The sequence below is a fragment of the Bdellovibrionales bacterium genome, assembly GCA_019750295.1.
Taxonomy (GTDB): Bacteria; Bdellovibrionota; Bdellovibrionia; order Bdellovibrionales; family JAGQZY01; genus JAIEOS01.
Genome location: JAIEOS010000007.1, coordinates 16,360 through 42,202 on the forward strand (window position 1 = coordinate 16,360; position 25,843 = coordinate 42,202).

Here is a 25,843-nt window from a genome sequence, read left to right on the forward strand (position 1 = left end):
TCAAATCACCGGCGGAACTTTAAAAAGATGGCCCTTGGAGTCGGGAGCATTTTTAAGAATGTCCTCGGCCGTAACATCCTGAATAACGACATCTTCTCGTAAAAACGCGGGGGTATGAATGGGCGTCACCAGAGGCTCGATGCCTTTTGTATCAAGAGCCGAAATGTTTTCGAAGTAACTCAATATTTTTTCGAATTGAACTTGGTAGGCTTGAGCTTCTTCGTCGGTGATGGTCAGTCGGGCTAACTGAGCCACCTTGAGTACAGTATCTTTTGTTAGCATGAGTATTTCCTAGTGATTAAAGGGATCATATTATGCCTTGAAATTGACCTCTGTCCATAGAATCTTCGCTCTGCAGCGCCGCGAGTTTCTATTGTCCTGATACATATACACTCTTATGATCGGGGCATGCAAAAATCACAGGCCAAAGAGCGGCTGAAACAACTCACCGAGACTCTGAATAAACACAATTACCTCTACCATACGCTTGATCAGCCCGAAATCTCCGATCGCGAGTACGACAAACTCTTTGAGGAGCTCCAGAAGCTCGAAGAGCAATTTCCTGAACTGCGCCACCCCGATTCGCCTTCCAACAAAGTGGGCGGAGATATTCTCGAGGGATTCGAAAAAGGAACTCATCGGACACCGATGCTTTCACTCCAAAATACCTATGACGAAAGCGAGGTTCGTGCTTTCGAAGAAAAAATTTTGCGACAACTCCAGGGGCAGCAAAAACTCACTTACTTTTGCAATCCGAAATTTGATGGCGCCGCTATGGAGCTCATTTATAAAGATGGCCTGTTGGTCAGTGCTCTCACGCGCGGCGATGGTTATGTTGGTGAAAACGTTTTAAGTAACATTAAGACCATCAAGTCCATACCGCTTCGTCTGCACACTCCCAACCCTCCTCCCTATTTTGAAGTGCGCGGAGAGGTTTTACTTTTAAAAGAAGGTTTTTTAAAAATAAACGAGCAACAGATTAAAAAAGGCGATGCGCCTTTTGCGAATCCGCGAAACGCTGCCGCAGGAACTCTTCGACAGCTCGATCCCAAAATTGCGGCTCAAAGGCCTCTGCAATTTTTTACCTACTCCCCGGGAGTGATCGAGGGGGTCAAGCTCAAAACCCTCGAAGAGTTTGACCGGCTGATTCGAGATTGGGGTTTACCGTCGGTGGAAATCTGCGATCACAAAAAGCAAAAAGACGAACTTAAAAACCAACTTAAAAACTGGAAAAAATCTCCGTATCAAATTCCACTCAATCGCACTTGCGAAGGGATTGACGAAGTTATTGAGTACTACCACTGGATTCATTCCCTTCGCGAACATCTGCCTTTTGATATTGATGGCATCGTCGTCAAAGTGAGTTCTTTCCGACTCCAAGAGGAGCTCGGATTTGTGGCGAGAAGTCCTCGTTGGGCTTTCGCCGCGAAGTTCGAGCCCGAACAGAGTGAGACCGTGATCGAAGATATCGTGGTTCAGGTCGGACGCACCGGCGCGCTCACGCCCGTGGCGCTCATGAAGCCCGTCACCGTCGGTGGTGTAACCATCACGTACGCGACTCTTCACAATCAAGACGAGATCGATCGTAAAGATGTGCGAGTGGGTGATTCTGTGATTGTTCATAGAGCGGGCGATGTCATCCCCGAGATCATCCAAGTGCTCAAAGATAAGCGCCCCTCTAAAAGTAAACCTTACCACCTTCCAGATCACTGTCCCGAATGCGACCACAAGGTTGTCAAAGAAGAAGATGAGGCTGTCAAACGCTGCGTGAACCCCATATGTCCAGCCATCATTCGCGAAGGATTAAAACATTTTGCCTCTCGCAATGCGATGAATATCGAAAAGCTCGGAGATAAACTGATCGATCTGTTCTACGAAAAGAATCTCGTCAGAAAATTTTCTGACTTTTATTCTTTGAAAAAATCTCAACTGCTTGAACTCGATCGTCAGGGTGAAAAATCCATTAGTAACATCCTTAAGAGTATCGAGGACAGTAAGACAACAACACTCGCCAAATTTATTTACGCGCTAGGGATTCGTTTTGTCGGAGAACAAACTGCAAGGTCGTTGGCCAAACACTTTGGCGATATCGAGAGCTTCCTTAAAGCGACGGAGGAAGATTTGCTCGGAGTTGACGACATCGGTCCGCGGGTGTCTTCGGCGATCATGAACGCTCTCAAACAACTGGACTTTGTCAAAGAAGTCAGAACCTTGATGAAAAAAGGCATTGAACTTTCCTCCTCGACCCCTAAAGTCGCTAGCAGCAAGCTCGCTGGACTTACGTTTGTCATAACGGGGTCCTTCCAAATCTCACGCGATGAAATCAAAGCATTGATTGAGTCACACGGAGGTAAAGCCTCCGGATCGGTCAGTAAAAAAACCGACTATCTTTTGGCCGGGGAAGACGCTGGCTCCAAGCTCCAAAAAGCAGAGGAACTTAAGGTTAAAATCCTAGACTGGCCCGCCTTCCAATCCCTCCTCTCCTAGGGTACCCGGTACCTTTTGCGGATGCGATGTGTAAGGGGGCTAGTGAAGCCCCCTTACACATCGCATCCGCAAAAGGTACCGGGTACCCCAGGATGTCTCGGAGTGAGACGCTTTCTTCGAGTTCTACTTATGGCTAGCCGAAGAAACTTTGTCCTGAGGAAATCTCATTTTGTCTCATGTAATTTCTCCGTTTTGCCGATAATTTCTTGGAATAAATTTACATTATTTTTGCGTGGTTGCGCGGAGATAGTGCCAAAAAAGGAGAAAAAAATGAAAGCAACGCTGAAGAAGTTTTGGAATGATGAATCCGCCCAAGGTGCAACAGAGTATATCCTTATGCTCGTCATCGTTGTTGGTATCGCCCTGGTCTTTAAAGAAAAAATCATGGCTGTTATCAACGAGAAAGTGGACAGTCTTAGCGGTCAAATTCAAGGATTCAATCCGCAATAAGGACACATGACTACCGAATATATTTTGTTACTTGGATTATTTGTATTTTTAGTAATGGGGGCTTTCATGGGGGAGAAAGGACCGCGCAATATCTTTCGGCAATCGGCTCCGCGCCTCGGCGCTCGAGTCGAACAACAGCTGAGTACAGGTTACGCGTTTCCTTTCCCAGCGAATAACTGGCTAATACCTCCCGGAGGAGCTCCCTCAGGAACACCATGAGGGATATTTACTTTGCTCAACATTTTTTAATTCCGACACTCTTCTTGTGTGTCGCCTCAGCATTGGATTTTTCCAAAGGCAAATTTCCTAATTTTATGTTTTTGATCAGTTTATGTTTTAGCGTAGTCTGGGTTTACGCCCTGACCGGGTCATTCTTCGCCGCGGCCCAAAGCTTGGCTTTCGGGTTTGCGTGTCTAGTGATTCTTTTTCCACTTTTTAGTCTTGGCGCTCTCGGCGCCGGAGACATTAAGTTGATGTCCGTTTTCTGCGTATTGACCTCGTGGCAGATCACCGCATCCGTTTTAATTTATTCTCTATTTTGGGGATTGTGTATTGGTGTGATCTCGATGGCTTTATCGGGACAGCTTAAAACATTCTTCATGAGTTTTTATTTACGAACTCCTCAGCACTACGGAAGAATTCCCTACGCGGTCGCGCTATTGCTCGGTTGGCTTTCCGTATCGCATGCGGGAGGAATTCTATGAGTTCCTTTAAGCCGCGTGCTCCCCAAAGTCGATTGAGAAACCAAAAAGGACAAATGACAATAGAGGCAGTTCTTCTTTTGGTGATTTTTGTGGGAATATTCCTAGTCACTCAAAGAATATTTAAAGAAAAAAATTATTTGTCGCAGATCGTTTCCGGACCCTGGTCCTATATGCGAGGAATGGTCGAAAGCGGAGTCTGGATGGACGCCGAATCGGCCAGATCAAAACACCCCAACCGCTTCTCTCGTCGCGCTTCACCGAGGCCCAACTAATGAGACCAACGGGGACATATTCCAATATTCTTAAAAATCAACGAGGATTGCTCACCCTCGACTTCATCTTTGCGACGCTGTTGATGTTTACTTTTTCTGCAATTCTTTTTGTATTTTGTATTACATTTACCGCGGTCAATATAGTTCAGTACGCCACTTTTGCCAGTGCTCGAACTTACTTTGCCGCACATAAAAACGAAGATGAGCAACGCTCCTTGGCCGAAGCTAAATTTAAAACGCTGGTCCAAGATGCAAACGCACCCCTCGGCTCCATGTTTCGTAACGACTGGTTCGAACTCAGCGAATTCGCCATTAGCGACTTCACTAGTGAATTCAACGAAAACGCAGCTCAAGACAGTGATACTTTTGTCGGAGCGAGAGTGCGCCTCACCGCCCATGTATTAAAAATTAATGTTCCTCTTTTAGGCTCAACAAGCTCCGATGATTTGTCGACCTACGTCTCTTCCTATTTAATGCGTGAACCCACCGAGGAAGAATGCGAACAGTTCGTGAATCAAAGATTTACTAATATACAAAATTTAAAGGCCGGCTTCGCCGATGGAAATGTCCAACCCGGAACTTACCTGCCGATGATGGATGACGGATGTTAAAATGAAAACGATGTTTAGAAACCGAAAAAAACAAAAAGGTATGGCCGTGATCGAGTCGATCTCGCTTGTCATTATCTTTTTGACTTTATTTTGGTATAGCATTGGTTTTTGGGGTGTGATTCACACGGCGATCCTTCATTCGATCGCGGCTCGCAATTATACTTTCGAGATTTTTCGCCATCGCACTCATCTCTGGCATTTTCGAACAAACGCTCCGAGTGACTTGCGCTATCACGCCGTCGGGGCCCGTTTGCACGGTGCCAATACTGACGCCACTAGCGGTGGTGATGCCAACCAGTATGCGACGGAACGAAGAATTGCCATGTTTACAGAAATCGAAGACGTCGGTCGATCCAGCAATGAACATAACAATGCTCGAAGCACCATCGCACCCGGAGAAAGAAACACGAGTCTTTCGCTCGATCCGGTGTGGATCATGGTTCAATACGGAATTTGCCTAACGGCACAGTGTGGGGATTAATATGCAGAATAATGAAACCAAAACATTATGGATCTCGGTTTTCGCAGCGCTTTTTGCGGTTTTCCTCCTTTACAGTTGGTCGCAAGAAAAGACGGCAGCGATGCATAAAAAATTCGGCTCAAAAGTGCAAGTGGTCGTCGCCTCCAAAGATATCGATGAAATGCAAATCTTGGACGAATCATTTTTAGAAATTACCGATGTCCCCACGGACTTTAAACAGCCCTCGGCTTTACAGAATCCTGAGCTTGCTATCGGTCAATTGGCCTTAGCCCCGATTAAAAAAGGGGAACAGATTCTAAATACGAAAATTATCCAACCCGGAAAAGATACCGGACTTTCGATGCAAGTGACTCCCGGAAAACGAGCCACTTCAATCTCTGTCGACGACCTGCGGGGAGTTTCGAAGTTGATTAAACCAGGAGACCGAGTTGATCTCTTAGTTGCGGTCGATAGTGGGCAAGGTGCAGACAAAAAACGAGAAATTATAACTCTCATGCAAGACGTGACCGTCCTCGCCACTGGCACTAATATTGTTGATACCGTTCCCGTGCAAATCGAAGAAGACGGCAAAGAAGGTCAGTATATCGTTACCAATCTTCGTCGCATGAACGCGTTTAGTACTATAACCGTAGAGGCTTCGCCCACGGAAGTCCAAAAATTAACATACATTTCAGCAACAAATCCAGGGTCGATTTTTATATCACTTCGCAATCCCAACGATCGATATATTAATCCATTAAAAACAACAGACGCTGATGATGTGCTTGGTAAAATTAAGGCTCCGAGACTTCCCGCACAAGAGCCAGTTAAGCCGGCTCCTCCACCTGCACCCGTTGCCGCACCTAAGAAAACTGGGCCTTATGAAGAACTTTAAGAGGTATTTATGAAACTGATATTACTGTTACTCGCATGTAGTATCTCATGGCAGATGGCTTCGGCCCAGGATGAAAAAACTCCTGGAGCAAAGTATTTGATTCTCTACAAGGGGATCGAGCACGAGGAGACATTGTCGACGATCCCCGCGAATGCGGAATTCAGAGGCGATTTTAAAGGTGTCACTAAAGCTGGTATTGCCCGTGAATATCAAAAGATCCTCTTTACCCCGACAACGCCGGGAATCGGAACGATGTCGATTCACGATAAAAAAGGGTCTAAGGTTTTTGAATTTCGTATTGAAGTTCGCGAAACAAATCTCACTCGCATCGTGAGAGAAATTCGTCAGCTATTAAACGAGATCGAAGGAATCAGTATTAAAATTGTCAATAACCGCGTCGTTGTTGATGGTAAAGTTATTCATCCCGAAGATCTCAATCGTATCGTTGCCGTTCTTAAGCAGTACGGGGATCAAGCGGCCTCACTCGTCGAGGTGAGTCCTTTTGCTCAACAAAAAATTGCGGAAATTATCGAGCGCGAAATTAATAACCCTGACGTTCAGGTGCGCGCGCGGAATCAGAAGTATATCCTCTCTGGAGAAGTCGGCAGTAACTTCGAAAAGGATCAGGCCGAGCTGATTGCTCGAACTTACGTCCCACCACCTGTGAGCGGCGAGGCCGAAAATCAAGACATTATTAAAAAACGGAAAGAGGAATCAGTAATTAACCTGATCAATACGCGGGCGCCGGCAGAGAAGCCACCGAAGAAGTTGATTCAATTAGTTCTGCACTACGTAGAATTAAATAAAGATTACTCAAACAGTTCTCGCTTTCAATGGACACCTGGTATTTCTGACGAAAGTACTTTAGCGTTCACACGCGATAGTCGTCAGCCCAGTGGTATCGTTGCGACGATTACCGGTACGGTTTCGAATTTGATTCCGAAACTCAATTGGGCCAAGGCCCATGGTTTGGCTCGCATTCTGACGAGCACTAACGTTATTACCGAAGAAGACAACGTCGGTACAATCAATCAAACAACAACTATACCGACCACCATTGTGAACCAGGAGGGCGCCGTTGTTCCGGGACCTCCGGCCTCCATTTCTCTAAACTCAGCCATTAAACCCACCATCGAAAACGCGAGAACGGACTTAATTAAACTCGAAATGAATTTTACCATTGGAAGTTTAATTTCGATCACGGCTGCCGGGCCGATGACGTCTCAGGATCTCATCAAAACGATCGTCAGCGTCAGAAGTAGCGAAAGTGCCGCCGTCGGTGGATTGATCCGTAACAACCAAACCATGGACTATAACAAACTTCCAGACGGGGTTAAAAATCCGCTGTTCTCCTTCTACTCATCGAAAGCCTTCCAAAAGAACCAGTCTCAGTTTGTGGTCTTCGTCACGCCAATTATTAAATCTTCGGCAAGCTCAGGAACCGAGAAGATCAAAGAAAAATTCCGCGTGAATGATTAAACCATCAGGTCTTACGTCGTGTAGGACCTGCGCATTCGGACCTCTTTTTAACCATCTCGACTATACATTTTGAGCGAATTTTCCGATAAAAAAACAGGGGAAATTCGCAAACATGTCATTTAATACAAATTGTACGATCATTGCGGTAGTTGGTGGTAAAGGCGGAACAGGTAAAAGTGTTTTTGCCGCGAACTTTGCAATAAAAATCGGGATGGAATTAAAAACCCCCACACTCCTTATTGATGCCGATCAAAAATCCTGTGGGGATCAAAATTTTATCACTGGCCTCACCGATCCTAAAACTCTTGATCAGCTTTGTAATTTTAACGGAAGTATCATCGCCAAGAATCTTCCCCAAATCTGCGCGATTCACCCCAAAGCTCCTTTACATTACATCGCCGCTGTCAAAGGACCTGGGCAAATCCTTTCGGTATCCTCTGCTATCGTTATCAAGCAGCTGGCGCAACTCTCTCACCTTTATAAGTTTATCGTCATCGATCTGGGAAATGATTTCGATGATCTTCAGAATAAACTGTTGGAGATTTCTTCTGCCGTGCTGGTTGTGACTACTCCTGAGATTTTGACGATCAACCAGACTCTTCGAGTGATCAACGAGTTGCGATCGGCGACAATACCCTTCGACATGATTCAGATTGTTTTAAATAAAGCGAGTAGTTTGGGTATTGCCCCACAAAGCATCGAACAATCTTTACGTAAACCATTACTGGGAGTTATTCCCCAGGACGACATTACAACCTCCGCAGCGCTGAAGCGATCCGAACCATTTATGATATCGGCGCCGCAGACACCCATCGCCAATGCCTACACCGAAATTCTTCGAAAATTGACCGGGGGCATTTTACAGAATCTGAAAAATTTGAATCGAACACAAAAATCAGCTTTCGATAAAACGGAGCCATCAGCCCCGGGAACCGAAAAGAAAGATGAGGTCTCACCAAGGACTCACCTTAAGATGTTGATCCATCGCAGACTCATTAAAGAATTTGAATCGATGAATAAGAACATCGAGGAAGAAATTAAGGACCCCGAAAAAAAGAAAAAACTTGAGTCGGACGTTCGTTTGGCGATTGCAAAAATTATGGAGCAAGAAGGTTCAGGACTTTCGACTTCAGATCGCAAACAAATTACTGAAGAGGTTCTCGATGAAGCTTTAGGTCTTGGACCGCTCGAAGCTTTACTCGCAGACAAAGACATTTCCGAGATCATGGTGAATGGTTTCGGAAATATCTTCTTTGAGAAAAAAGGACTTATCAATCGCAGTAGCATCACGTTTACCGCCAACCAGCAACTTCATAACATCATTCAACGTATCGTTATGCCCCTCGGCCGCCAGATCAATAGCAAAACGCCGTTTGTGGATGCTCGCCTTCCCGATGGAAGCCGGGTGCACGCCATTATTGAACCCCTCGCGATTGATGGACCAGCTCTAACCATTCGAAAATTCAAAAAAGATGCATTTGGCGAAGAACAGTATATTCAATATGGATCTTCAACTCGTCAGATGATGGTTTTTTTAAAACTCGCCGTGGAATACGGCTGCAATATCATCATTTCTGGCGGTACTGGTTCTGGTAAAACAACTTTACTCAACTGTATGTCGTCCTTTATTCCTTCAAAAGAGCGAATCATTACGGTGGAAGACGCCGCCGAATTACAGTTGCGGCAACAACACGTGGTTCGATTAGAAACTCGTCCCGCAAACTCCGAGGGCGCACCTGCAGTGACGATTCGTGATCTCGTGCGGAACACTCTCCGTATGCGACCTGATCGAATTGTGGTGGGAGAATGCCGTGATGGTGCGGCGCTCGACATGTTGGCCGCTATGAGTACCGGTCACGATGGCTCAATGACCACCGTCCACGCCAATAATCCTCGGGAGGCCGTCTCCCGTCTAGAAACTCTTTGTTTAATGGCGGGCATGGATCTACCGGTTCGAGCGATTCGAGAGCAGATTGCATCGGCTGTGGATATTATTGTGCAGATCTCTCGTTTATCAGATGGAACTCGTAAAATTATCGATATCTCCGAGATCCAAGGCCTACAGGGTGATACCGTCACAATTCTCCCTGTGTTTCAATTTAAAGAAACGGGAATTAATCCAAAGACGGACAAAATCGAAGGTCAGTATTACTCGGAAGGTTTAATTCCGAAATTCATCGAAGAGCTTCGCCAAAAAGGTGTGGAAATTCCTACGGACATCTTTAGTAATGATGATCCCAAAAACGCCCCCGGAAATTCTCCAGCTCCAGTGAAGAATAATGTCGCTAAACCGAGCTTTTCCGTAAAAAAAGTTCCGGGTGGGAGCGGCACGGGTACGGGAGGTAAAACTTGAACTCCCTCTACGCAATCATCACGCATCCCTTCTTTATGTATCCCGCCATATTCGCGATTGTTTTCGTCGTCGCTTATCTTAAAGCTGACGTCCTGATTCAATGGTTTTATAATAAAAGCATTGGTCAAAAAGATGAGATCGTAAAATACATGAAGCTCATGTTTGTAGAAGTGGACGAGCGGAAACTCACTATCGCACTTCTCTTAGGAAGCGTGGGACTAGGCGCGGCTCTGTTTGTTCTTCTCTGGCCCAATATTATCCTTGGTGCAATCTTTGGTGGCATTTTTATGATGATGGGCTGGACCGTCCCCAAATTTATTTTTAAAGAACTGTATGAACGACGATGCAACAAGTTCGTCGATCAGATGGTGGATGGCACAACGATTCTCGCCAACGGCGTTAAATCGGGCCTCAGTTTAAATCAAGCCATGAATCGTGTTGTGAAGAATCTCACAAATCCAATTAGTCAAGAATTCCAAAAAGTTCTCGATCAAAACTCATTGGGCCAAAAGCTCGAAGAGGGATTGGACGACCTTGCGGTTCGCATTCCCCGCCCAGATGTACAAATGTTTGTGACTGCGGTGAATATTCTCAACTCGACCGGCGGCAATATGTCTGAAACATTCCAAACAATTAATTATACGATTCGCGAAAGACAAAAGGTCGAAAAGAAAATCGAAGCTTTGACGGCTCAAGGGATGATGCAAGGGATAATTATCAGTCTAGTTCCTTTTGTCCTTCTCATCATGTTCTATATGTTTGATCCTAATTACGTTAAACCGCTTTTTACAACCACCGTAGGTTGGATCTTTGTTATTGTTGTTCTTGGCTTGCAGGTGATCGGTGGACTTTTAATCAGAAAAATTGTTAACATCAAGGTGTAGTAATATGAAAAAAATCTTCTTCGCTTTATTAATTTGGTCCTCTTCTTCCTCTGCGCTTGTCGACATGAAGAATGCGAATTTTTCTGATTACTGGGTCGATTTTTCTCTAGCTGGCTCTGGCTATGATCTAAAGATCGATCGCAAGTACAGCAGTCGCTCATTGTTTTCTGGAATTTTTGGGTTTGGCTGGTGTTCCACCATCGAAAATCACCTGGATATCACTCTCGAGGGTAATCTTGTACTTCAAGATTGCGACGGAGGACTCAACGTCAGTTATTATCCGGCCAACTATAATACACAGCTTATTAATGATTCGGTCGATAAAATTATCGTGCTTCTAAAACGCAAAGATAATGAGAAACCGAAATCCCATTTTGAAGATCTCCGCGAGCGCTTAAGACAAGATCATAAACTGAGAACTCAACTCGCCGCCGAGGTCGGGTTTAAAATCACTCCCACAAAAAATACAGTTTTTCTAGCGAATGGCAAAGACGTAGATCGTATAACGTTTGATGGCGAAAGCTACGTTCGAACCATGCCCGATGGGGTGGTTCAAAAGTTCGACACCAAGGGAAGCTTGGTGACAATGACAGATCGGGCAAAAAACTGGATCAGAATTTCCTATACGAACAATCTTCCCAGCCAGATTATCGACAACCAAAACCGAAAATTCACTTTTTCCTATACGCCTGAAGGTAAAGTAAAACAAATTTTTGCCCCCAGTAACTCCTCTATGACTTATAAATTTTCAGGAGAGGATCTTGTGGGTGTGACTAACGCTTGGAAAAACTCATATATTTATGACTACGATCAAGGGCATAATCTTTCGAAAATCAGTTACCCCGACGGAACCTACAAAGCCATTAGCTACATTGAATCCAAAGATTGGGTGAAGCAATTTCGTGATCGTGATGGATGTTTAGAAAGCTTTGAGTTTACAATGTCCCCGTCGGATCCCAAAAACCACTATTGGTCGACGGCTTCTAAGAACTGCAAAGGAAAAGTTGTGACCAAGAGCCGCTACGAATTTTGGTATCAATCGCGTCCGGATCGCGAAAAATACCTCAGTCGAGTCGTTACCGAAAGAAATAACGACATCGTTGATATTTCTTACCACCAAGATTTTGCCAAGCCGATCGCTATCCGCCATAATGCAAGCGTCATTACTCTACAGTACTACCCTAATGGACTTGTCAAAAGTAAAACAGTCAGCGGACCTGAGGCCCAAACTGCAGATCAGGAAAAGTACACCATCAGTTTCGACTACGATTCTGCCAATCGCATCACTGAAACAAATACCGAATCGTTTGCTAAAGGTGGCAAAAGCAATCACAAAAAGAAGACCGTCTATAAGTATGATGTCGCGGGTCGATTGGTTTCTGCAAAGAATTCCGACGGCCAATATGTGGATATCAAATACAATAGTTTAGGGCTTATCTCAGAAATTTCTGACCAAGCCAAAAAAGAAATTTCTATTGAGTATGATCAAAAGACAATGCGTCCGTCGACAATCATTAGACCTTCTGTCGGATCTATCTCATTAACCTATGATGCCAAAGGTGAGATCGCTAAAATTAAAAATAAGGGCGGGCCCACGGTCACGGCACAAGTACGAACCACCTATAATAATTTTGTCGATATTGTTGGCCCGGTTACTTCGGAACTGAATCTGGTTCTGTAGTTTCAGATTGCTTTTCGTTGGTGACAGCGTTTGCTTTTTCTAAACGCTGTTGCTGAACTTCCATCAAATTTTTTCTCAAATTTTCGAAATGTTCAGGTCCATTAAAGTCGCTCGCGGTGGCTCGTGATTCGGGAATGTAATTAGATTCGAGGCGCCAAGGCACTGGTGCAGGTTGCCCCGTGGCTTGCGCCACCATGGCTCTAACAAGATTCACCCCTCCAAGTCCCATGTCCGCTAACCAATGATGAGCTCTGGTTTCTCGCAGAGAGGATGTCAGTCGCGTTTCTACTGTTTGATTTTTGATCTTAAACTGCATACAGAAGACTAAAAAAACCGACATCACAAAGCATTTCAATACAAAAAATAACTCAGCCATGGAGATCCTTTTTGGCCTTCGCCTCAACTTCGCGAACCGCGGCTACGAGATCTGAACCTTCAAACGGCTTAGCAATGTAGCAGTGATAACTGATGGAATTATTTGTGTAAGCAATGGCGTCTTCATCTAAGGCAGATAGAATAATAAATTGAATGTGGGGGAAATGCGCTTGAACCTCATGAATCACTTCGACACCATTTTTACTGGGAAGAGCCATGTCCACAATCACGCAGTCGGGCTGTAGGGCAATAATTTGTTGGATAGCTTCGGCACCATCGTAGGTTTCGCCGACCACTTCGAATCCCGCATTGGTTAAATGATATCGGCACAAAATCCTTATAAACGCCGTATCGTCTACGATATAAACTTTCATTTTAACCACCTTGATCCTCTTATTCTAAGGCATTTTTGCCTAGATTGTCCTCTCGACCCCGCACTCTCGTGGTCTCTCTAAAGATAATCTAGACGATATGATGGGTTTTTGGATGTTCTAGTAACTCTTTACGGTGAATTAAGGCAAAATTATAGATATGTACAATCATAGGACTTTCATCCAAGTTGCTCTCGGTTTATCACTGGTTTTCTTTTCCATGTATTCACTGGCCGCAAAAGACGGCGTGACTTACACCAGCACGATTGATTCTGCGTTAACAATTCATAAAATTTCGTATCTTCCTACCACAGATAACGTCGACGGAATTCTCGCTCGCCCCTTCGATGTAAAACTCAAAGAACTCTTACAAGCCGATCATCAGTGGGAATATGTCGACTCACAATTCATTGGAAGTATTATTAGCCCTTACGAGTTGATGAAAACCCAGAGCAAAGTCACCAAGATTGGGAAGCCCATTGGGGCAGACGCGCTTCTGATTGCGGAAGTTCGAAAAAATCCTAAAGACATCGTGGTGTCTTTAAATTTATTTAGCGTTCAAGATGGGAAACTCATCACGCAGCTTGTGACCTCGGATCTTCCTCAGAGTTCCACGGATAAGGCCTTAGCGCATTTAGAGCTTCTCTACTCCCAACTGAAATTTAAGATTCCCTACGATGGGCTTATTCTAAGCCGAACTAAAAATCGCGTAACTATGAACCTCGGCCAAATCGACAACATTTTGCCGGGGCAAGTTTTGAATTGCTCTAAGATCGTGGAAGTTCAACGCCATCCTAAGCTCGGCTATATCATGCAAAACGAAAAAGCGCTTTTGGGTACTATCAAAGTTCTCAAAGTGGATAAAGCATTAGCTTTTGGCGATATTGTTTCTGAATCCGAACCGGGCGCTATTCAGAAGGATAGCAAGATCACTGGTGCACGCATGGTGAATTACAAGGCTGAGGATTGGATTAAGAAAGACTATCTCCCCCCAGAGATGGTTCTTTCGGAAAACAATCAAATTGTGGGTGGAACCGAAGAGTGGAAACCTCAAGACCCTCCGACTTTTGGACAAGTTTCAGCAGGAATATTATTGGGGCCTCAGCAGTATTCGCTTTCACTTCAAGATGGTACGACTTACACCTCAAAAACGTCTTTCTATCCTGCGATTAATATTGCTGGCCAGATTTGGATAAATCCCGAGTGGTATCTCGATGTGGGCATCCAGCAAGGAACAGCTTCGTCCAAAAATCCTGTGGCCGGAGGAAGTCCTGGAGATCTCACAACCTCTTATGGGCAATACACGTTCGACCTGGGCTACAACCTACTCTTGAAGGATGACTTTTGGGACTCTAAACTTTTCTTCGCTCTTGGGATTTACAATTTCCGTCTCAGTGTGGACAACAGCAACCCGGTAGGCCTGACGTCTCTCGAGTACAAATCCCTTAGACTGACCCTCGGAGGAAAAACTCCGGTGGACGACGCGAATCGCTTTTATGCTGGGGCGATGCTTTATTGGTATTTGAATCCGAGCATGAACGAGGATCCCGTGAGCTCGGGTTCAGAAAAAAGTCGAATCGTTCATTTCAATTTTTCGGGAGACTACCGCTATAGTGAACGCGTGTGGATTAACTCAGGAATCGATTTTAAAACTTTAACAACTAACTTTTCGGGGACAGGCACCCGGCCCGGTTCACCAGGACAAAAAGCGACCAATCGCTTCACCCAGTTGAACCTAGGCATAACCTATATGTTCTAAACTATGACACTCAACGCTTTTATAATTTATTTACTGGCTACACTCTTCGCAACAACGCAGCTGATCCATGCGCGATCAGAACCCCAGCGCCCCCCAGATGGCAACGCCGCCGACTGGTCACTCGTGATGCCGATGCTTGATAGCGCTCCCGCGGACCGCGCATGCACCGGCTACGATCAACGCAACCGTTGCCAAGTGATTTGCCTCGAGCAACTGAGTAACGCCCGAATCTGCATGCGAGACCGAATCCCTCGGGGAACATCTCAGGAAGACCACATTAAATCCGTCCTCGAAAAAATCACAAAAACCGAAACCGCACTCCGCCAACTGGGAAGATTCCACCTCCCCGACGCCGGCACGGACTTCAATCTCTTCGCCACACGAACCATCAACGAAGCCCAAAAGAAATGTAACGCCCCAGGCGCCACCTGCACCCCGGTCACTCCAACAACCCAAGAAGACCGCATCCGACGAGGCACCGAACAAGCCCCCGACGTCGAACAATAATCCCCTCTCAAATCAAAAACCAACACCAACGCTCACAATGAGCGAACCCCAAAAGATCCTTCGCTCCAGCTCAGGATGACGGTCGTCACGAAGGGCAACAAAGCTCACGATCTTTTTTTTATCTTTTTTCTCCTCTGAATTTAAATTTGTCTCTCCAGAGCCGTCCCGTGCGAGCAATGCGTATCCTGGTTGCGCGCACGAAGTGACGCAATCCGAAGACGCTTTGCACCCGTCAAGGGTCAGGCCTGGAGAGACAAATTTAAATTCAGAGGAGAAAAAAGATAAAAAAAAGCCCGGTCCACAACCAGGCTTTTTTCAGAGAACAAAAGTACGAGGAACATGATTACATCATGCCGCCCATACCTCCCATACCACCCATACCGCCAGGCATTCCACCCGCAGCTGGTTCGTCTTTCTTAGGTGCATCCGCAATCATGGTCTCAGTTGTGAGCATCAAAGACGCGACAGAAGCCGCATTCTCAAGCGCGCAACGAACCACTTTTACTGGATCAATAACACCTGCTTTTACGAGATCTTCGTACTCTTCTTTGTAAGCGTTGAAGCCGTAAGAAGAGGTCTTGTTTCCAAGAACGCGATCGACAACGATAGCGCCATCAAGTCCCGCGTTCGTCGCGATTTGACGGATAGGAGCTTCGCACGCTCTCTTGATAATGAGAGCACCGAAACGCTCTTCTTCAGAGTAAGCGTCTTTATCAATCAGAGTCGAAGCCCGGAGAAGACCAGTACCGCCACCAGCGATGATACCTTCTTCAACCGCTGCGCGAGTTGCATTGAGGGCATCTTCTACGCGAGCTTTTTTCTCTTTCATTTCAACTTCTGAAGGAGCTCCAACGTGAATCACGGCCACACCGCCAGAGAGTTTCGCTAAGCGCTCTTTGAGTTTTTCTTTATCGTAGTCGCTAGTGGTCTCATCGATTTGAGAACGAAGAGTCGCAACGCGAGCTTCAATTTCTTTTTTAGCGCCAGAACCATCAATCACTGTCGTGTTGTCTTTATCAACAACGATGCGCTTCGCAGTTCCGAGATCATCAAGTGTGGCTTGCTCAAGTTTACGACCGATGTCCTCGCTGATGACGTTTGCACCAGTTAATACAGCGATGTCTTCCAACATAGCTTTACGGCGATCACCAAATCCAGGAGCTTTTACGGCAACGACTTGTAAGCCACCACGAAGCTTGTTCACAACGAGAGTTGCAAGCGCTTCGCCCTCAACTTCTTCAGCGATGATCAAGAGAGGCTTACGAGTTTCGGCAACAGCTTCAAGAATACCCACGAAGTCCTTCATCGAACTGATTTTTTTATCGTAGATAAGAACGTAGGCGTTCTCGAGAACAGCTTCCATTCTTTCGGAATTTGTAACGAAGTAAGGAGAGAGATAACCGCGGTCAAATTGCATACCTTCAACAACTTCGAGCTCGGTTTGAGCTGTTTTGCTGTCTTCGATAGTGATCACGCCTTCGCGGCCCACTTTATCCATGGCTTGAGAGATCATTTTTCCGATTTCTGGGTCGTTGTTCGCAGAGATAGTTCCAACTTGAGAGATTTCGTCGTTGGAGTTGATCGGTTTGCTGAGTTTTTTGAGCTCAGCTATTACTGTTTGTACGGCTTTATCGATTCCGCGCTTTACAGACATTGGGTTTTGGCCTGCAGAAACGATTTTTACGCCTTCGCGATAGATCGCTTGAGCGAGTACAGTTGCTGTTGTAGTTCCGTCACCAGCATCTTCGTTCGTTTTGCTTGCGACTTCTTTAACCATCTGGGCGCCCATGTTTTCGAATTTATTTTCTAATTCGATTTCTTTGGCGACAGTAACACCATCTTTTGTAATGAGTGGTGAACCAAATGATTTTTCGATAACCACGTTACGACCTTTAGGGCCCAACGTTACTTTTACCGCATCCGCGAGTGTGTTTACACCTTTGAGAATGGCTTTACGGGCGTCTTCACTAAAACGTAATTCTTTGCTCATAGTTCAATGTCTCCTTAAAAATTAGTTGATGACGCCGAGAACGTCGCTCTCAGTCATCATTAAAAGTTCTTCTGTTCCGATTTTGATTTCGGTTCCACCGTACTTGCTGAAAAGAATTTTATCGCCAACTTTGACTTCGAGAGGGAACACTTTTCCGTCTTCGTTGACTCGACCGTTACCAGCAGCAACGATTTCACCTTTTTGAGGCTTTTCTTTAGCGGTATCAGGAATAATCAAACCACCAGCAGTTTTTTCATCTTCTTTCATTCGGCGCACAAGAATACGATCGTGCAAAGGGCGAATGTTAACTCCCATATTTCCTCCTATAGAAATGTTTATGTCTTCGTAGTGGGCAATATGGAAATAGGCACACACCCTGTCAAGGTGACGACCTAAAAAAGATTAGATTTCAGGGAGTTTTTGCGTAGCGTTATCTTTGGGGGATTTGGAGAACTTCAATGGAACTTTTTTGTCTTTTTCCAAGGAGTTACGGTAAGCCATTAGAAGTTCAGCGGATTCGTCGGGAACCAGTTTTTTCACAGCTTCCTTAAACTCTTCGGGGGACAGATTTTTAAGGTACATCGAAAAATAATCCTGAACAGTCAACTGGAGGGCGACGTCCACATTAAAGCTCAACTTCTGCTCATCGGTCTTATTGACCTGCTCGAGTTTTTTCTGAGCCTCATGCACTCGCATGGACTTCCATTCGAGGAAACTTAACACCGCGGGTTTCTCTGCCACAACCTCTGGGGCGGGCGTCTGAGACCACGCCATAGAGGCTCCACCCAGCAGCACTGCCAGGATGAGGGAGGGGTAGAATGTGATCAGTCTAAGACTGAGCATAGGGGAACCTCGTTTTCACCAGTTGTGACTTACAAGATGTATACCTGCGAGGGGCTATATATAGGATTTGAATAAGGTTTTCAGCCCTAGAGTGACTCTTTTTGGCGAAAATCTCAGGCCGGAATGCCGCAAAAGGGACATGCCCCCATTGAATCGATCTGATCCTCAACCAGGACGGCCGCGGCCGTTTTTCCCATGGCACAAGAATTCCATAGGATGGCTTTGGAGGTTCAAATGATCAGACCGTTACTTGGAATACTTATCTTAGCTGTTAGTTTTTCAACTTCAGCACAAACTGTGGTTCTTGTAGAAAAAGAAACCCGCCCCATGAGTGGAATTGTCGAAGGCACGCAACTAATAAACTTCGAGGACTTTGTCACCGGGACACACGACTCGCGACTTATGATTTCGGTGCTTCGAATTCTAAAAAAGAAAAACCTGAATTTACCGACCGTCATGAACAAATCTAAAGAAGCGGTGGATCCGCAATTGGCCGAAGGAGCTTCGGGCTGGAGCATCGGAGCCTTAAGTAAAGCCCTTGCTGGCCACTACTACAAATCACCAACGACAATCGCGTTTCGCTTTTGGGTCGGTGGTGAATCCTTTGAATGTGGAGCTCGACTCAGCTTCCAGGATCCGGGATTCAAAGTGGTTAAAGAAGCAAAGATTAGGTGCCCTAACGAAATTCAGCAAGTCTTAGGCATAAACCCCGTCATCGAAGTCCAAGAGCAAGAGCACTTGCAGCTGATGTAACTGTGACTAAATTTTAATCTTTAAAAGCCCGCCTGAACTGCGGGCTTTTTTATTTGAAACCCAATCAAGATCTCGATACTCTCCTCTGTGCAACACTCGAGGAGCATCACGTGAAAACATTTAGTAAATTTTTATTGATCCAAATCGTCTTTAGCTTCCACTCACTGGCATTAGCCAATGTCGCCGGAACTCACTTGCAGACCTTCAATCCGACGATGGATGGCTTAGGATTTGTGACAGTGCACTCCACACAAACGCTCTCCCCCGGTGTTTTTAATTTTAGTTTTTTTACGAATTCTGCTTGGGACTCCCTTCCGTTTTACAAATTAGCTTTAGTTCCCGACCAACTGAATTACTCTGAACCCGATAACCGTCTATGGTCTGCCGATATTGGCCTTGCTTTTGGGGTCACGGAAAATTGGCAAATCGGCGTCGGTATTCCCATGGTTCTTGATCAATCTATGGATGCGTCGACGACTCTCGGAAGTTTTGACGACGATGGCGTTACTGAAATTAAGCTCCATACCAAATATCGTTTTTGGCAAAATGATTTCTTCTCTGCCGCGGGTGTCGCCTCAGCGAACTTTGATCGCATTAATAATAACCCCTACTCGGGAGCGGATCCTGGGGCGACATTAAATCTCGACACGGTTGGTGAGTATAAAATGGATGCCCTTCAAACGGTGGCTGTGAACATTGGTTACCGAATTCGTGATCAAGGGCAAACCATTGCCGATACCGGGGTGACTCCACTTTCTGACCAACTGACTTACTCCGTAGCATACTCCTACCTCCAACAACCGTGGAATATGAGTTTTATTTTTGAAATCTTCGGAGCATCGGCCGTGAAGAAAACAGCGCTTCCTGTGGATCGTCAACTGACGTCTCTTGAGGCACTCGCTGGCGCAAAATATAATATCGATCAATTTGCAATCCATGGTGGGTTCACTACTAAACTGATTGATGGTTTAGCTAATCCTGATTTTCGTATTTATTTAGGCGTCGGTTACACCTTCGGTCCTCTCTGGGCTGAAGCTGCGCCGGTAGCTATTGCACCCCCTCCACCGCCACCCACGGTGACCGTTGAAGAACAGCCGTCGGAAACCATCGTACTCTCTGCGATCAATTTTGCTTTCAATTCTAAAAATATGCACAAAGCTTCGCGAGTCGATTTCGAGCGTACCGCTGTGCAAATGGGTAAAAAGGCAGGAACGATTCGGAAACTCGTTATCGAAGGTCACACCGATAGTAAAGGATCTGATGACTACAATAAAAAGTTAGGACAAGGGCGCGCCAACACCGTGAGAGAAATCATTCTCTCCCAGCTTCCCCTTAAACCAGATCAAGTGACGGCCGTCGGTATCGGTGAGGATAAACCCATCGCGACCAATGATACCGAAGCCGGACGTGCAAAAAATCGTCGCGTCGAAATTAAGATTTACCGTGACCTCTAGAACAGGTCGGGAATAGGGTCGCCCGACCAAAGGCGACCTCGACCAAGTATTATGTTACGCCAATTGCCCGCGCTCTTCATCCTTCGCGATAAACCACTCAATTTAGGCTCGCTAAAAGCCGAAAAGATGGTGTGAAAGAATCCCTTATTAATTTTAGTCTTTTTATTACGGCGCTCGTGCTGAGCTCCCTTCTTATTGCCCCACAAGCTCGCCATCGACTCTTCACAACGATTGTGAACGAAGAAAGAACCATTCTCGCAACAATTCCATTTAGCAATGGCGATGAATTTTATAAGATTGTCAAAATTAAATCGGGAACCACAGTTTCTGTAGAAATCTATAAGCTGACGGCTTCGGCGGACTTTTCACTGATTGCTCTTTTCGAAATCCCAGATGCGCGCGATGTTTATTATGACATTAATTCCGCGCCGACAAATTTATTCTTAGCCCACCTTGATAGCGACGGCACTCAAGAGATCATTGTCCCGACAATGGGTCGCAATCTAGAATCGAAACTCAATATCATTAAGTTCAATGCGCAAACGAAGTCGTTTGCACACCACTCATTATAAAGTTTTTCCGGTCGCAGGCTCGATGGTGGGTTTCTTTTTAAGATCTCTCCACGACTTCCCCTCGCGCGCCTTTGAATTCAACTGAAAGGCCGTGACCGCCTTTGAATGGTCTTTATACGTCTCTGTAAAGACATGAGTTCCATCGTTTCGACTGACAAAGAATAAATAAGAAGTGGACTCCGGTTGGATGGCCGCTTCGATCGCTTCAATCCCTGGGTTTGAGATAGGCCCAGGAGGCAAACCGTTCCTAGTATACGTGTTATAAATGGTATCCGTCAGTAGGTCTTTTTTAGTGATATTTACAACGGGCGCCCCCGTCTTCACTTGGACTCCATACATCACCGTTGGATCCGTTTGTAAGCGCATATTTTTTTGCATCCGATTATGAAAGACCGACGAAATAATTTTTCTCTCAAACTCGGCACCGGTTTCTTTTTCGATGATAGAGGCCAGTGTAACGACTTCCTGTAACGTCCAACCCTTAGGAAGAGGCAACCCTAAGTTTTTAAATTTATCTTTAAATCTTTGAACCATTTGCTGAACAATGAGTTTTACGCCGTCAGCTTTGGTAAAAAAATAAGTGTCCGGAAACAAATAGCCCTCAAGACTGCTCGCTTCAATTCCAATTTGGCTTTTCACAAACTTCTTATTGGACACGAGCTGAATAAAATCCACGGCCGAGCACAGGTTTTGCTCCTCTAAAAACTTGGCGACTTCAAAGAGATTTGTGCCTTCCGGAATAGTAACGCGATAGCCGATGGACTTTCCACTCCGAAGGATCGTGAACAATTGGGCCATGGTTAGGTTTGCAGGGATTTCGTACTCTCCAGTTTTAATTTTTGTATGATGACCCATGGCTCGGGCCCAAAATACAAACATGTCCACCGAGGAAATCACTTCCTTGCTTTGAAGCTCTGCTGCCGTCATTCGTAAGGAATCCCCCGAACGAACCGTAACAATTCGTGGCGTTGTTGGGGGCAGCGGTCTTGAGAAGTATTCATACGTCTGCCATGAGGCGAAGGCCGCCAGAATAAATACTACAACAAATAGGTATTTAAAAAATTTCATTCACCCTCAACTATTTGGAGTCGTAATTCATTCCGGGAAGTACCGTCTTGGGATCAAAACCGCCTGTATCCTCCAGACAAGCCACGGGGACCGTACAGTAATAGACTGCAAAACTTCCCGTCGGACGATCGTTTCCAGATTTATCGCGCCCGCCGAAAGGGAGTTTTGAACTGCCGCCGTTGGTTGTGCGATTCCAGTTCACTAACCCACTACGAGCTTTGGTGTAGACCTCTTCGTAGACACTTTTTGTTTTTGAAAAGATCGAAGTGACCAGCCCATAGCCTGTTGAATTATTGATGTCGATGGCTTCCTGTAAATCACTGACCGTGTACAAAGCCACATTCGGGCCAAAAATTTCGCTCTTCTGATAAACAGAATTTTTATTCGGCTCTTTCACCGCGTAGATGCTCGGCGTGACGTAATACCCTTTTTGAGGAAGATCTAATTGTTTTCCACGCATAATCTTTTCGCTACCTTCACGGACCGCAATCTCTTGAAATCGGAGATAGGTATCTAAGGATTTGGCATTCACTAAAGGACCACTGAAAGGGTTTTTGCTCCAGTGATTGATTTCTAATTTTTTGGCAGCTTGATAAAAACGATCCACAAATTCCGGGTAAATGGACTTGTGAATAATAATTCGACTCGTGCAAGAGCAGCGTTGCCCGGCAGTCACAAAGGAGCCTATCAAACTTTCATAAATGGCCTTCTCAAGATCTGCATCTTGCCAAATGATCGAAGCGTTTTTACCGCCCATCTCTAAAGCTAAAAGTTTCCAGTAGTGATCCATCGTTCCCTGTTTGATCTTTAAACCGGTCTCATAGGAGCCCGTAAAAAGAATTCCATCGACATACTGATGTTCGACTAATCGACGACCTGTCTCCCCCATGCCTTGGACGAGATTAAATACTCCCGCAGGAAATCCCGCCTTATGGATGCACTCGGCATAAATTTGTGCCACTCCTGGCGTGAACTCCGAGGGTTTAAAGACTACGGTGTTCCCGGTAAGGAGGGCCGGCACCACATGACCATTGGGTAAATGTCCTGGAAAATTAAATGGACCCAGGACGGCCATCACCCCACGCGGCTTATGACGAACGCGACCTTTAACTCCCGGAAGAGCATTTTCAATTTCCATTTCTTTAATGAAGCTTAAGCCTTGCTCAATGGTGATCGGAATTTTATTAATCATCGCCGCAACTTCCGTCAAACTTTCCCAAGTGGGCTTCCCCGTTTCACGAGAAATAACTTCGGCGATTTTCTCCTTCGACCCTTCCAGCGTTGACTGGAGCTTTTTAAGCGCTGCGATTCGTTGATCTAACGATGTCACCGACCACTCCGTGAAGGCCTTCTTCGCGGCTTCGCAAGCCTGATCCACGTGAGTAAATTTGTAAGGAACAACAATGACCTGCTCGGAGAGATCTGCCGGGCTTTTATTGTCAATCACGCCATCTGGAGCTTCCGGTGCGACAAAACGACCCTGGATATAATCACCTAAATATTGAATAGAAGGCATAATCTTCTCCGTTCCTTTATTTACATTTTAGAGCAAAAAGCTTTTTTTCCAACAAATTGTTCAAGATGCTGTTCCCCAGTCGGGTTCAACTGAATTTTATCGCCATCCATCACCGCTAAGGTTTTACCGCAGGTGAATTGTCCCCGCTCATCTTCGAAGCCAATCATGGTTTCTGTTTTTAGTTTGCTCGTACCCGTGCTGACCGTGAGCCACTGCCCATTTTTAATCACAGAAACGTCCTTGAGAGGTGCGCTGTAGTGTGGACCCCCATCGAAGGGATCGACCTCGTTACGATATTTAAAACCAATTTTCTCGAGAAGGTAGCGTGCCGGACGAGTTTCGTCACCCACCTCTCCCATGACCAGACGAACTTTTGAATCTAAAAGACTCAGATAAATATCTTCTTCAGGGAAAAGCGTACGAATAAAATCTTTGTGGAGTTGGGAAAGTCGGTCGGCCTCGTGGTAAGTCATTCCTGTAAACCGACGCCCTAATGCCTCCCAAAACTCACTTCTTCCTTCGTCGGTGAGAGGAGGACTCAACTCACATAGAACTTCATCTTGGAAGCGCTCTGGATGCATTCCCATATAAATAAATCGACTTAAACTTAACAACCGCCCTAGTTTTTCGGGTCGACTGCGATACGCACGATCTAAGAGTAGTCCACCAATCTCTGTCGGCCCATTGGTGTCTTGCCCTAAGCGCAGTACGCTGTGAATAAAGCCCACGCCGAGCTGTGGACTGAATCTTTTCTTTTCGATAATTTTAAAAAAGTAATGGGGGTATTTTTCGTTGCCATGCTTAGCAATGATTAAACAGGTGCCAATCACCCGCTTGACCTCAAGATCCTCGAGGACGAATAAATATTCCGCGTCGTCTTTTTTAAGTTTACCTGCAAATGACTGAACACTTGTTTGGATTTTCTTTTTTAAAATTTTAGGCTCTGCCGGCAGATTCAATAATGTGAATTGCTTTGACAGCGCTAATAAATCTTCAAAATCTTCTTCTCTAATTCCTCTGACAATAAAACTCATGAGCAAATCCTTTGAATCACTCTACAGTAAAAATCTTCGGCGATTTGGAGGTCCGCCAGACTGACATGCTCCTCTGGAGTGTGTGAATTGTTTTGGCGATGCCCCGGTCCGAAAACGAGACATTCAAATCCCAGCTTACTAAAGACATTCGCTTCGTTAGTGACTGGGACTGTTTTCAATGTGGCCGCGGGAAACGTCGTTTGAATTTCCTTGAGACACAGCTGAGCAAAATCGCTCTTGGAAGTGTGAAACGGTTTTTTTACATCGAGGACACGAAAAACAGCATTTTGTTTTTTACAAACCGCGCCAAGTTCCGCCATCCACTGCGTGTACTGAGTCTCGGAAATGTGGGAAGACCAGCGCACGGCTCCTGTGATTAATATATGATCTTCGTTTGTACGAATCATTCCGATATTAATCGTTGGATTCGGCGGCTCAAAAGCCGCATCGGGGAATTTTTTAAACTCACCCTCAAGCTGCTTCACCTTTTCGTAGATCGCGCGAATCTTCTGAGGGCGATCATCTACTTTATTAGTGTCAAGATCGAATTCCAGTGCTGCTTGCGTAGGGATAGTGTTAAAACTTAAGCCTCCGTCGATGTTTAAAAGTGAAATTGTCTTGGGAAGCTGTAGAAGATATTCCAACATTTTGACGACGGCATTTTCTCCGAGCTCAGGATTCGATGAGTGCGCGGCTCGCCCCTGAAAGATTTTACTTTGCGATGATCCTGTCACTTCGTCTTCGCCCCACTCATCAATCACGCGGCCTTTATAAGGTATAATAATTTCGATTCGCGCTATGCCCTTGCTGGCGTAAACAATATTGAGATCCGTAGGCTCCCCGATGAGGGCCAAAGTGGGCTTGACCAAGCGTTCGCGAACCGCCTTGATCGCACCACGCATGTGTTGCTCTTCACCAAAAGTCCCAAGTAATGCCACGGAAGATTTTAATGGATTCCAATCGGTCTTTTTCATCGCAAAAAGCTTACATAAAAAATCGAGCTTTACATCCGCGCTTCCAAGCCCATAGATATGGCCACCGCGTATGGAGGCTTGAAAAGGATTAAATCCCGTCTTCGTCCATAGTGCAAAAGACCCTGGATCAATCGTATCTAAATGGTTTTGTAACATGAGTGCTTGCGGACGCGCGTTGGGTGTAATCACAATGTTAGCTTGCGACACACCGCCAGACACCTCTTCCACTACTTTTACGGTAAACCCCATGCCCTCGGCGAGCTTCTTTAAAAAATAAACGACCTCCACCGTCCCCTGTGTGGGAGTGCTCTCGATCGAAATAATTTTTTGAGCCGCCTCTAAAAAATCCAA

At 45.5% G+C, this 25,843-nt stretch carries 26 protein-coding genes; 16 read left to right on the forward strand and 10 right to left on the reverse strand.

The features are described from left to right. The gene (gene gatC / locus K2Q26_01165) at positions 1 to 282 is read right to left on the reverse strand and encodes an Asp-tRNA(Asn)/Glu-tRNA(Gln) amidotransferase subunit GatC (protein ID MBY0314096.1); all 282 of its coding nucleotides are present in this window, start codon (positions 280 to 282) and stop codon (positions 1 to 3) included. Between the two features lie 126 nt (positions 283 to 408). Here gatC and ligA point away from each other — a divergent pair, with 126 nt between their 5' ends. The 11 genes from ligA to K2Q26_01220 all read left to right on the forward strand — a co-directional run bounded on the left by ligA (position 409) and on the right by K2Q26_01220 (position 12,276). Then, positions 409 to 2,487, forward strand: a complete 2,079-nt coding sequence (ligA, locus tag K2Q26_01170) for an NAD-dependent DNA ligase LigA (protein ID MBY0314097.1) — start codon at positions 409 to 411, stop codon at positions 2,485 to 2,487. Positions 2,488 to 2,757: 270 nt separating this feature from the next. Further along, entirely contained in the window at positions 2,758 to 2,937 is a 180-nt protein-coding gene (locus tag K2Q26_01175) for a hypothetical protein (GenBank protein ID MBY0314098.1), read from the forward strand. 215 nt (positions 2,938 to 3,152) lie between these two features. Continuing rightward, entirely contained in the window at positions 3,153 to 3,641 is a 489-nt protein-coding gene (locus tag K2Q26_01180; protein MBY0314099.1) for a prepilin peptidase, read from the forward strand. After that, entirely contained in the window at positions 3,638 to 3,913 is a 276-nt protein-coding gene (locus K2Q26_01185) for a hypothetical protein (protein ID MBY0314100.1), read from the forward strand. The genes K2Q26_01180 and K2Q26_01185 overlap by 4 nt, the downstream gene beginning before the upstream one ends. Then, positions 3,913 to 4,524, forward strand: coding sequence for a hypothetical protein (locus tag K2Q26_01190; GenBank protein ID MBY0314101.1), 612 nt, complete (start codon positions 3,913 to 3,915; stop codon positions 4,522 to 4,524). Before K2Q26_01185 ends, K2Q26_01190 begins: the two co-directional genes overlap by 1 nt. A gap of 1 nt (position 4,525) precedes the next feature. Next, a complete protein-coding gene (locus K2Q26_01195; protein MBY0314102.1) occupies positions 4,526 to 5,005 on the forward strand; it encodes a hypothetical protein in 480 nt (159 codons plus the stop codon). A gap of 1 nt (position 5,006) precedes the next feature. Then, positions 5,007 to 5,879, forward strand: coding sequence for a Flp pilus assembly protein CpaB (gene cpaB, locus K2Q26_01200; GenBank protein ID MBY0314103.1), 873 nt, complete (start codon positions 5,007 to 5,009; stop codon positions 5,877 to 5,879). A gap of 9 nt (positions 5,880 to 5,888) precedes the next feature. Then, positions 5,889 to 7,358, forward strand: coding sequence for a BON domain-containing protein (locus K2Q26_01205; GenBank protein ID MBY0314104.1), 1,470 nt, complete (start codon positions 5,889 to 5,891; stop codon positions 7,356 to 7,358). Positions 7,359 to 7,470: 112 nt separating this feature from the next. Further along, on the forward strand, positions 7,471 to 9,711 hold the full coding sequence (tadA, locus tag K2Q26_01210; protein ID MBY0314105.1) for a Flp pilus assembly complex ATPase component TadA: 2,241 nt from the start codon (positions 7,471 to 7,473) through the stop codon (positions 9,709 to 9,711). A 35-nt stretch (positions 9,712 to 9,746) separates the two neighbouring features. Next, entirely contained in the window at positions 9,747 to 10,595 is an 849-nt protein-coding gene (locus K2Q26_01215; protein ID MBY0314106.1) for a type II secretion system F family protein, read from the forward strand. 4 nt (positions 10,596 to 10,599) lie between these two features. Continuing rightward, a complete protein-coding gene (locus K2Q26_01220; protein MBY0314107.1) occupies positions 10,600 to 12,276 on the forward strand; it encodes a cell wall-associated protein wapA in 1,677 nt (558 codons plus the stop codon). Here K2Q26_01220 and K2Q26_01225 read toward each other — a convergent pair. Both K2Q26_01225 and K2Q26_01230 read right to left on the reverse strand, forming a co-directional pair. Then, positions 12,248 to 12,652: a hypothetical protein gene (locus tag K2Q26_01225; protein ID MBY0314108.1), complete on the reverse strand. Its 405-nt coding sequence runs from the start codon at positions 12,650 to 12,652 to the stop codon at positions 12,248 to 12,250. The two genes, K2Q26_01220 and K2Q26_01225, sit on opposite strands and share 29 nt — an antisense overlap. After that, the gene (locus tag K2Q26_01230) at positions 12,645 to 13,025 is read right to left on the reverse strand and encodes a response regulator (protein ID MBY0314109.1); all 381 of its coding nucleotides are present in this window, start codon (positions 13,023 to 13,025) and stop codon (positions 12,645 to 12,647) included. Before K2Q26_01230 ends, K2Q26_01225 begins: the two co-directional genes overlap by 8 nt. 157 nt (positions 13,026 to 13,182) lie before the next feature. Here K2Q26_01230 and K2Q26_01235 point away from each other — a divergent pair, with 157 nt between their 5' ends. Beyond that, positions 13,183 to 14,781: a porin family protein gene (locus tag K2Q26_01235; protein MBY0314110.1), complete on the forward strand. Its 1,599-nt coding sequence runs from the start codon at positions 13,183 to 13,185 to the stop codon at positions 14,779 to 14,781. Between the two features lie 3 nt (positions 14,782 to 14,784). Further along, positions 14,785 to 15,288, forward strand: coding sequence for a hypothetical protein (locus K2Q26_01240; protein MBY0314111.1), 504 nt, complete (start codon positions 14,785 to 14,787; stop codon positions 15,286 to 15,288). Positions 15,289 to 15,631: 343 nt separating this feature from the next. On the opposite strand, the gene groL is transcribed toward K2Q26_01240, so the two are convergent. The 3 genes from groL to K2Q26_01255 form a co-directional block, all read right to left on the reverse strand. Further along, entirely contained in the window at positions 15,632 to 17,278 is a 1,647-nt protein-coding gene (groL, locus tag K2Q26_01245; protein ID MBY0314112.1) for a chaperonin GroEL, read from the reverse strand. A gap of 21 nt (positions 17,279 to 17,299) precedes the next feature. Further along, complete coding sequence (gene groES, locus K2Q26_01250) at positions 17,300 to 17,593, reverse strand: co-chaperone GroES (GenBank protein ID MBY0314113.1); 294 nt, start codon at positions 17,591 to 17,593, stop codon at positions 17,300 to 17,302. A gap of 87 nt (positions 17,594 to 17,680) precedes the next feature. Continuing rightward, positions 17,681 to 18,121: a hypothetical protein gene (locus K2Q26_01255; GenBank protein ID MBY0314114.1), complete on the reverse strand. Its 441-nt coding sequence runs from the start codon at positions 18,119 to 18,121 to the stop codon at positions 17,681 to 17,683. A gap of 234 nt (positions 18,122 to 18,355) precedes the next feature. Here K2Q26_01255 and K2Q26_01260 point away from each other — a divergent pair, with 234 nt between their 5' ends. The 3 genes from K2Q26_01260 to K2Q26_01270 all read left to right on the forward strand — a co-directional run bounded on the left by K2Q26_01260 (position 18,356) and on the right by K2Q26_01270 (position 20,900). Further along, complete coding sequence (locus tag K2Q26_01260) at positions 18,356 to 18,874, forward strand: hypothetical protein (GenBank protein ID MBY0314115.1); 519 nt, start codon at positions 18,356 to 18,358, stop codon at positions 18,872 to 18,874. 110 nt (positions 18,875 to 18,984) lie between these two features. Continuing rightward, positions 18,985 to 20,328, forward strand: coding sequence for an OmpA family protein (locus K2Q26_01265; GenBank protein ID MBY0314116.1), 1,344 nt, complete (start codon positions 18,985 to 18,987; stop codon positions 20,326 to 20,328). Between the two features lie 131 nt (positions 20,329 to 20,459). After that, positions 20,460 to 20,900 carry a hypothetical protein gene (locus tag K2Q26_01270; protein MBY0314117.1) on the forward strand — a complete coding sequence of 147 codons (441 nt, stop codon included), beginning with the start codon at positions 20,460 to 20,462 and terminating at the stop codon, positions 20,898 to 20,900. Here K2Q26_01270 and mltG read toward each other — a convergent pair. The 4 genes from mltG to K2Q26_01290 are packed head-to-tail and all read right to left on the reverse strand — an operon-like array spanning position 20,895 to position 25,843. Further along, positions 20,895 to 21,968, reverse strand: a complete 1,074-nt coding sequence (gene mltG, locus K2Q26_01275; protein MBY0314118.1) for an endolytic transglycosylase MltG — start codon at positions 21,966 to 21,968, stop codon at positions 20,895 to 20,897. The two genes, K2Q26_01270 and mltG, sit on opposite strands and share 6 nt — an antisense overlap. A 10-nt stretch (positions 21,969 to 21,978) precedes the next feature. Further along, a complete protein-coding gene (locus K2Q26_01280; protein ID MBY0314119.1) occupies positions 21,979 to 23,484 on the reverse strand; it encodes a succinylglutamate-semialdehyde dehydrogenase in 1,506 nt (501 codons plus the stop codon). A 20-nt stretch (positions 23,485 to 23,504) separates the two neighbouring features. Further along, on the reverse strand, positions 23,505 to 24,518 hold the full coding sequence (locus tag K2Q26_01285) for an arginine N-succinyltransferase (GenBank protein MBY0314120.1): 1,014 nt from the start codon (positions 24,516 to 24,518) through the stop codon (positions 23,505 to 23,507). Then, on the reverse strand, positions 24,515 to 25,843 hold the full coding sequence (locus K2Q26_01290; GenBank protein MBY0314121.1) for a M20/M25/M40 family metallo-hydrolase: 1,329 nt from the start codon (positions 25,841 to 25,843) through the stop codon (positions 24,515 to 24,517). Before K2Q26_01290 ends, K2Q26_01285 begins: the two co-directional genes overlap by 4 nt.

Bases quoted from the DNA above. Each gene is read 5' to 3' on its own strand.
- gatC (MBY0314096.1), bottom strand. From the start codon at position 282: ATGCTAACAAAAGATACTGTACTCAAGGTGGCTCAGTTAGCCCGACTG.
- ligA (MBY0314097.1), top strand. From the start codon at position 409: ATGCAAAAATCACAGGCCAAAGAGCGGCTGAAACAACTCACCGAGACT.
- K2Q26_01175 (MBY0314098.1), top strand. From the start codon at position 2,758: ATGAAAGCAACGCTGAAGAAGTTTTGGAATGATGAATCCGCCCAAGGT.
- K2Q26_01180 (MBY0314099.1), top strand. From the start codon at position 3,153: ATGAGGGATATTTACTTTGCTCAACATTTTTTAATTCCGACACTCTTC.
- K2Q26_01185 (MBY0314100.1), top strand. From the start codon at position 3,638: ATGAGTTCCTTTAAGCCGCGTGCTCCCCAAAGTCGATTGAGAAACCAA.
- K2Q26_01190 (MBY0314101.1), top strand. From the start codon at position 3,913: ATGAGACCAACGGGGACATATTCCAATATTCTTAAAAATCAACGAGGA.
- K2Q26_01195 (MBY0314102.1), top strand. From the start codon at position 4,526: ATGAAAACGATGTTTAGAAACCGAAAAAAACAAAAAGGTATGGCCGTG.
- cpaB (MBY0314103.1), top strand. From the start codon at position 5,007: ATGCAGAATAATGAAACCAAAACATTATGGATCTCGGTTTTCGCAGCG.
- K2Q26_01205 (MBY0314104.1), top strand. From the start codon at position 5,889: ATGAAACTGATATTACTGTTACTCGCATGTAGTATCTCATGGCAGATG.
- tadA (MBY0314105.1), top strand. From the start codon at position 7,471: ATGTCATTTAATACAAATTGTACGATCATTGCGGTAGTTGGTGGTAAA.
- K2Q26_01215 (MBY0314106.1), top strand. From the start codon at position 9,747: ATGTATCCCGCCATATTCGCGATTGTTTTCGTCGTCGCTTATCTTAAA.
- K2Q26_01220 (MBY0314107.1), top strand. From the start codon at position 10,600: ATGAAAAAAATCTTCTTCGCTTTATTAATTTGGTCCTCTTCTTCCTCT.
- K2Q26_01225 (MBY0314108.1), bottom strand. From the start codon at position 12,652: ATGGCTGAGTTATTTTTTGTATTGAAATGCTTTGTGATGTCGGTTTTT.
- K2Q26_01230 (MBY0314109.1), bottom strand. From the start codon at position 13,025: ATGAAAGTTTATATCGTAGACGATACGGCGTTTATAAGGATTTTGTGC.
- K2Q26_01235 (MBY0314110.1), top strand. From the start codon at position 13,183: ATGTACAATCATAGGACTTTCATCCAAGTTGCTCTCGGTTTATCACTG.
- K2Q26_01240 (MBY0314111.1), top strand. From the start codon at position 14,785: ATGACACTCAACGCTTTTATAATTTATTTACTGGCTACACTCTTCGCA.
- groL (MBY0314112.1), bottom strand. From the start codon at position 17,278: ATGAGCAAAGAATTACGTTTTAGTGAAGACGCCCGTAAAGCCATTCTC.
- groES (MBY0314113.1), bottom strand. From the start codon at position 17,593: ATGGGAGTTAACATTCGCCCTTTGCACGATCGTATTCTTGTGCGCCGA.
- K2Q26_01255 (MBY0314114.1), bottom strand. From the start codon at position 18,121: ATGCTCAGTCTTAGACTGATCACATTCTACCCCTCCCTCATCCTGGCA.
- K2Q26_01260 (MBY0314115.1), top strand. From the start codon at position 18,356: ATGATCAGACCGTTACTTGGAATACTTATCTTAGCTGTTAGTTTTTCA.
- mltG (MBY0314118.1), bottom strand. From the start codon at position 21,968: ATGAAATTTTTTAAATACCTATTTGTTGTAGTATTTATTCTGGCGGCC.
- K2Q26_01280 (MBY0314119.1), bottom strand. From the start codon at position 23,484: ATGCCTTCTATTCAATATTTAGGTGATTATATCCAGGGTCGTTTTGTC.
- K2Q26_01285 (MBY0314120.1), bottom strand. From the start codon at position 24,518: ATGAGTTTTATTGTCAGAGGAATTAGAGAAGAAGATTTTGAAGATTTA.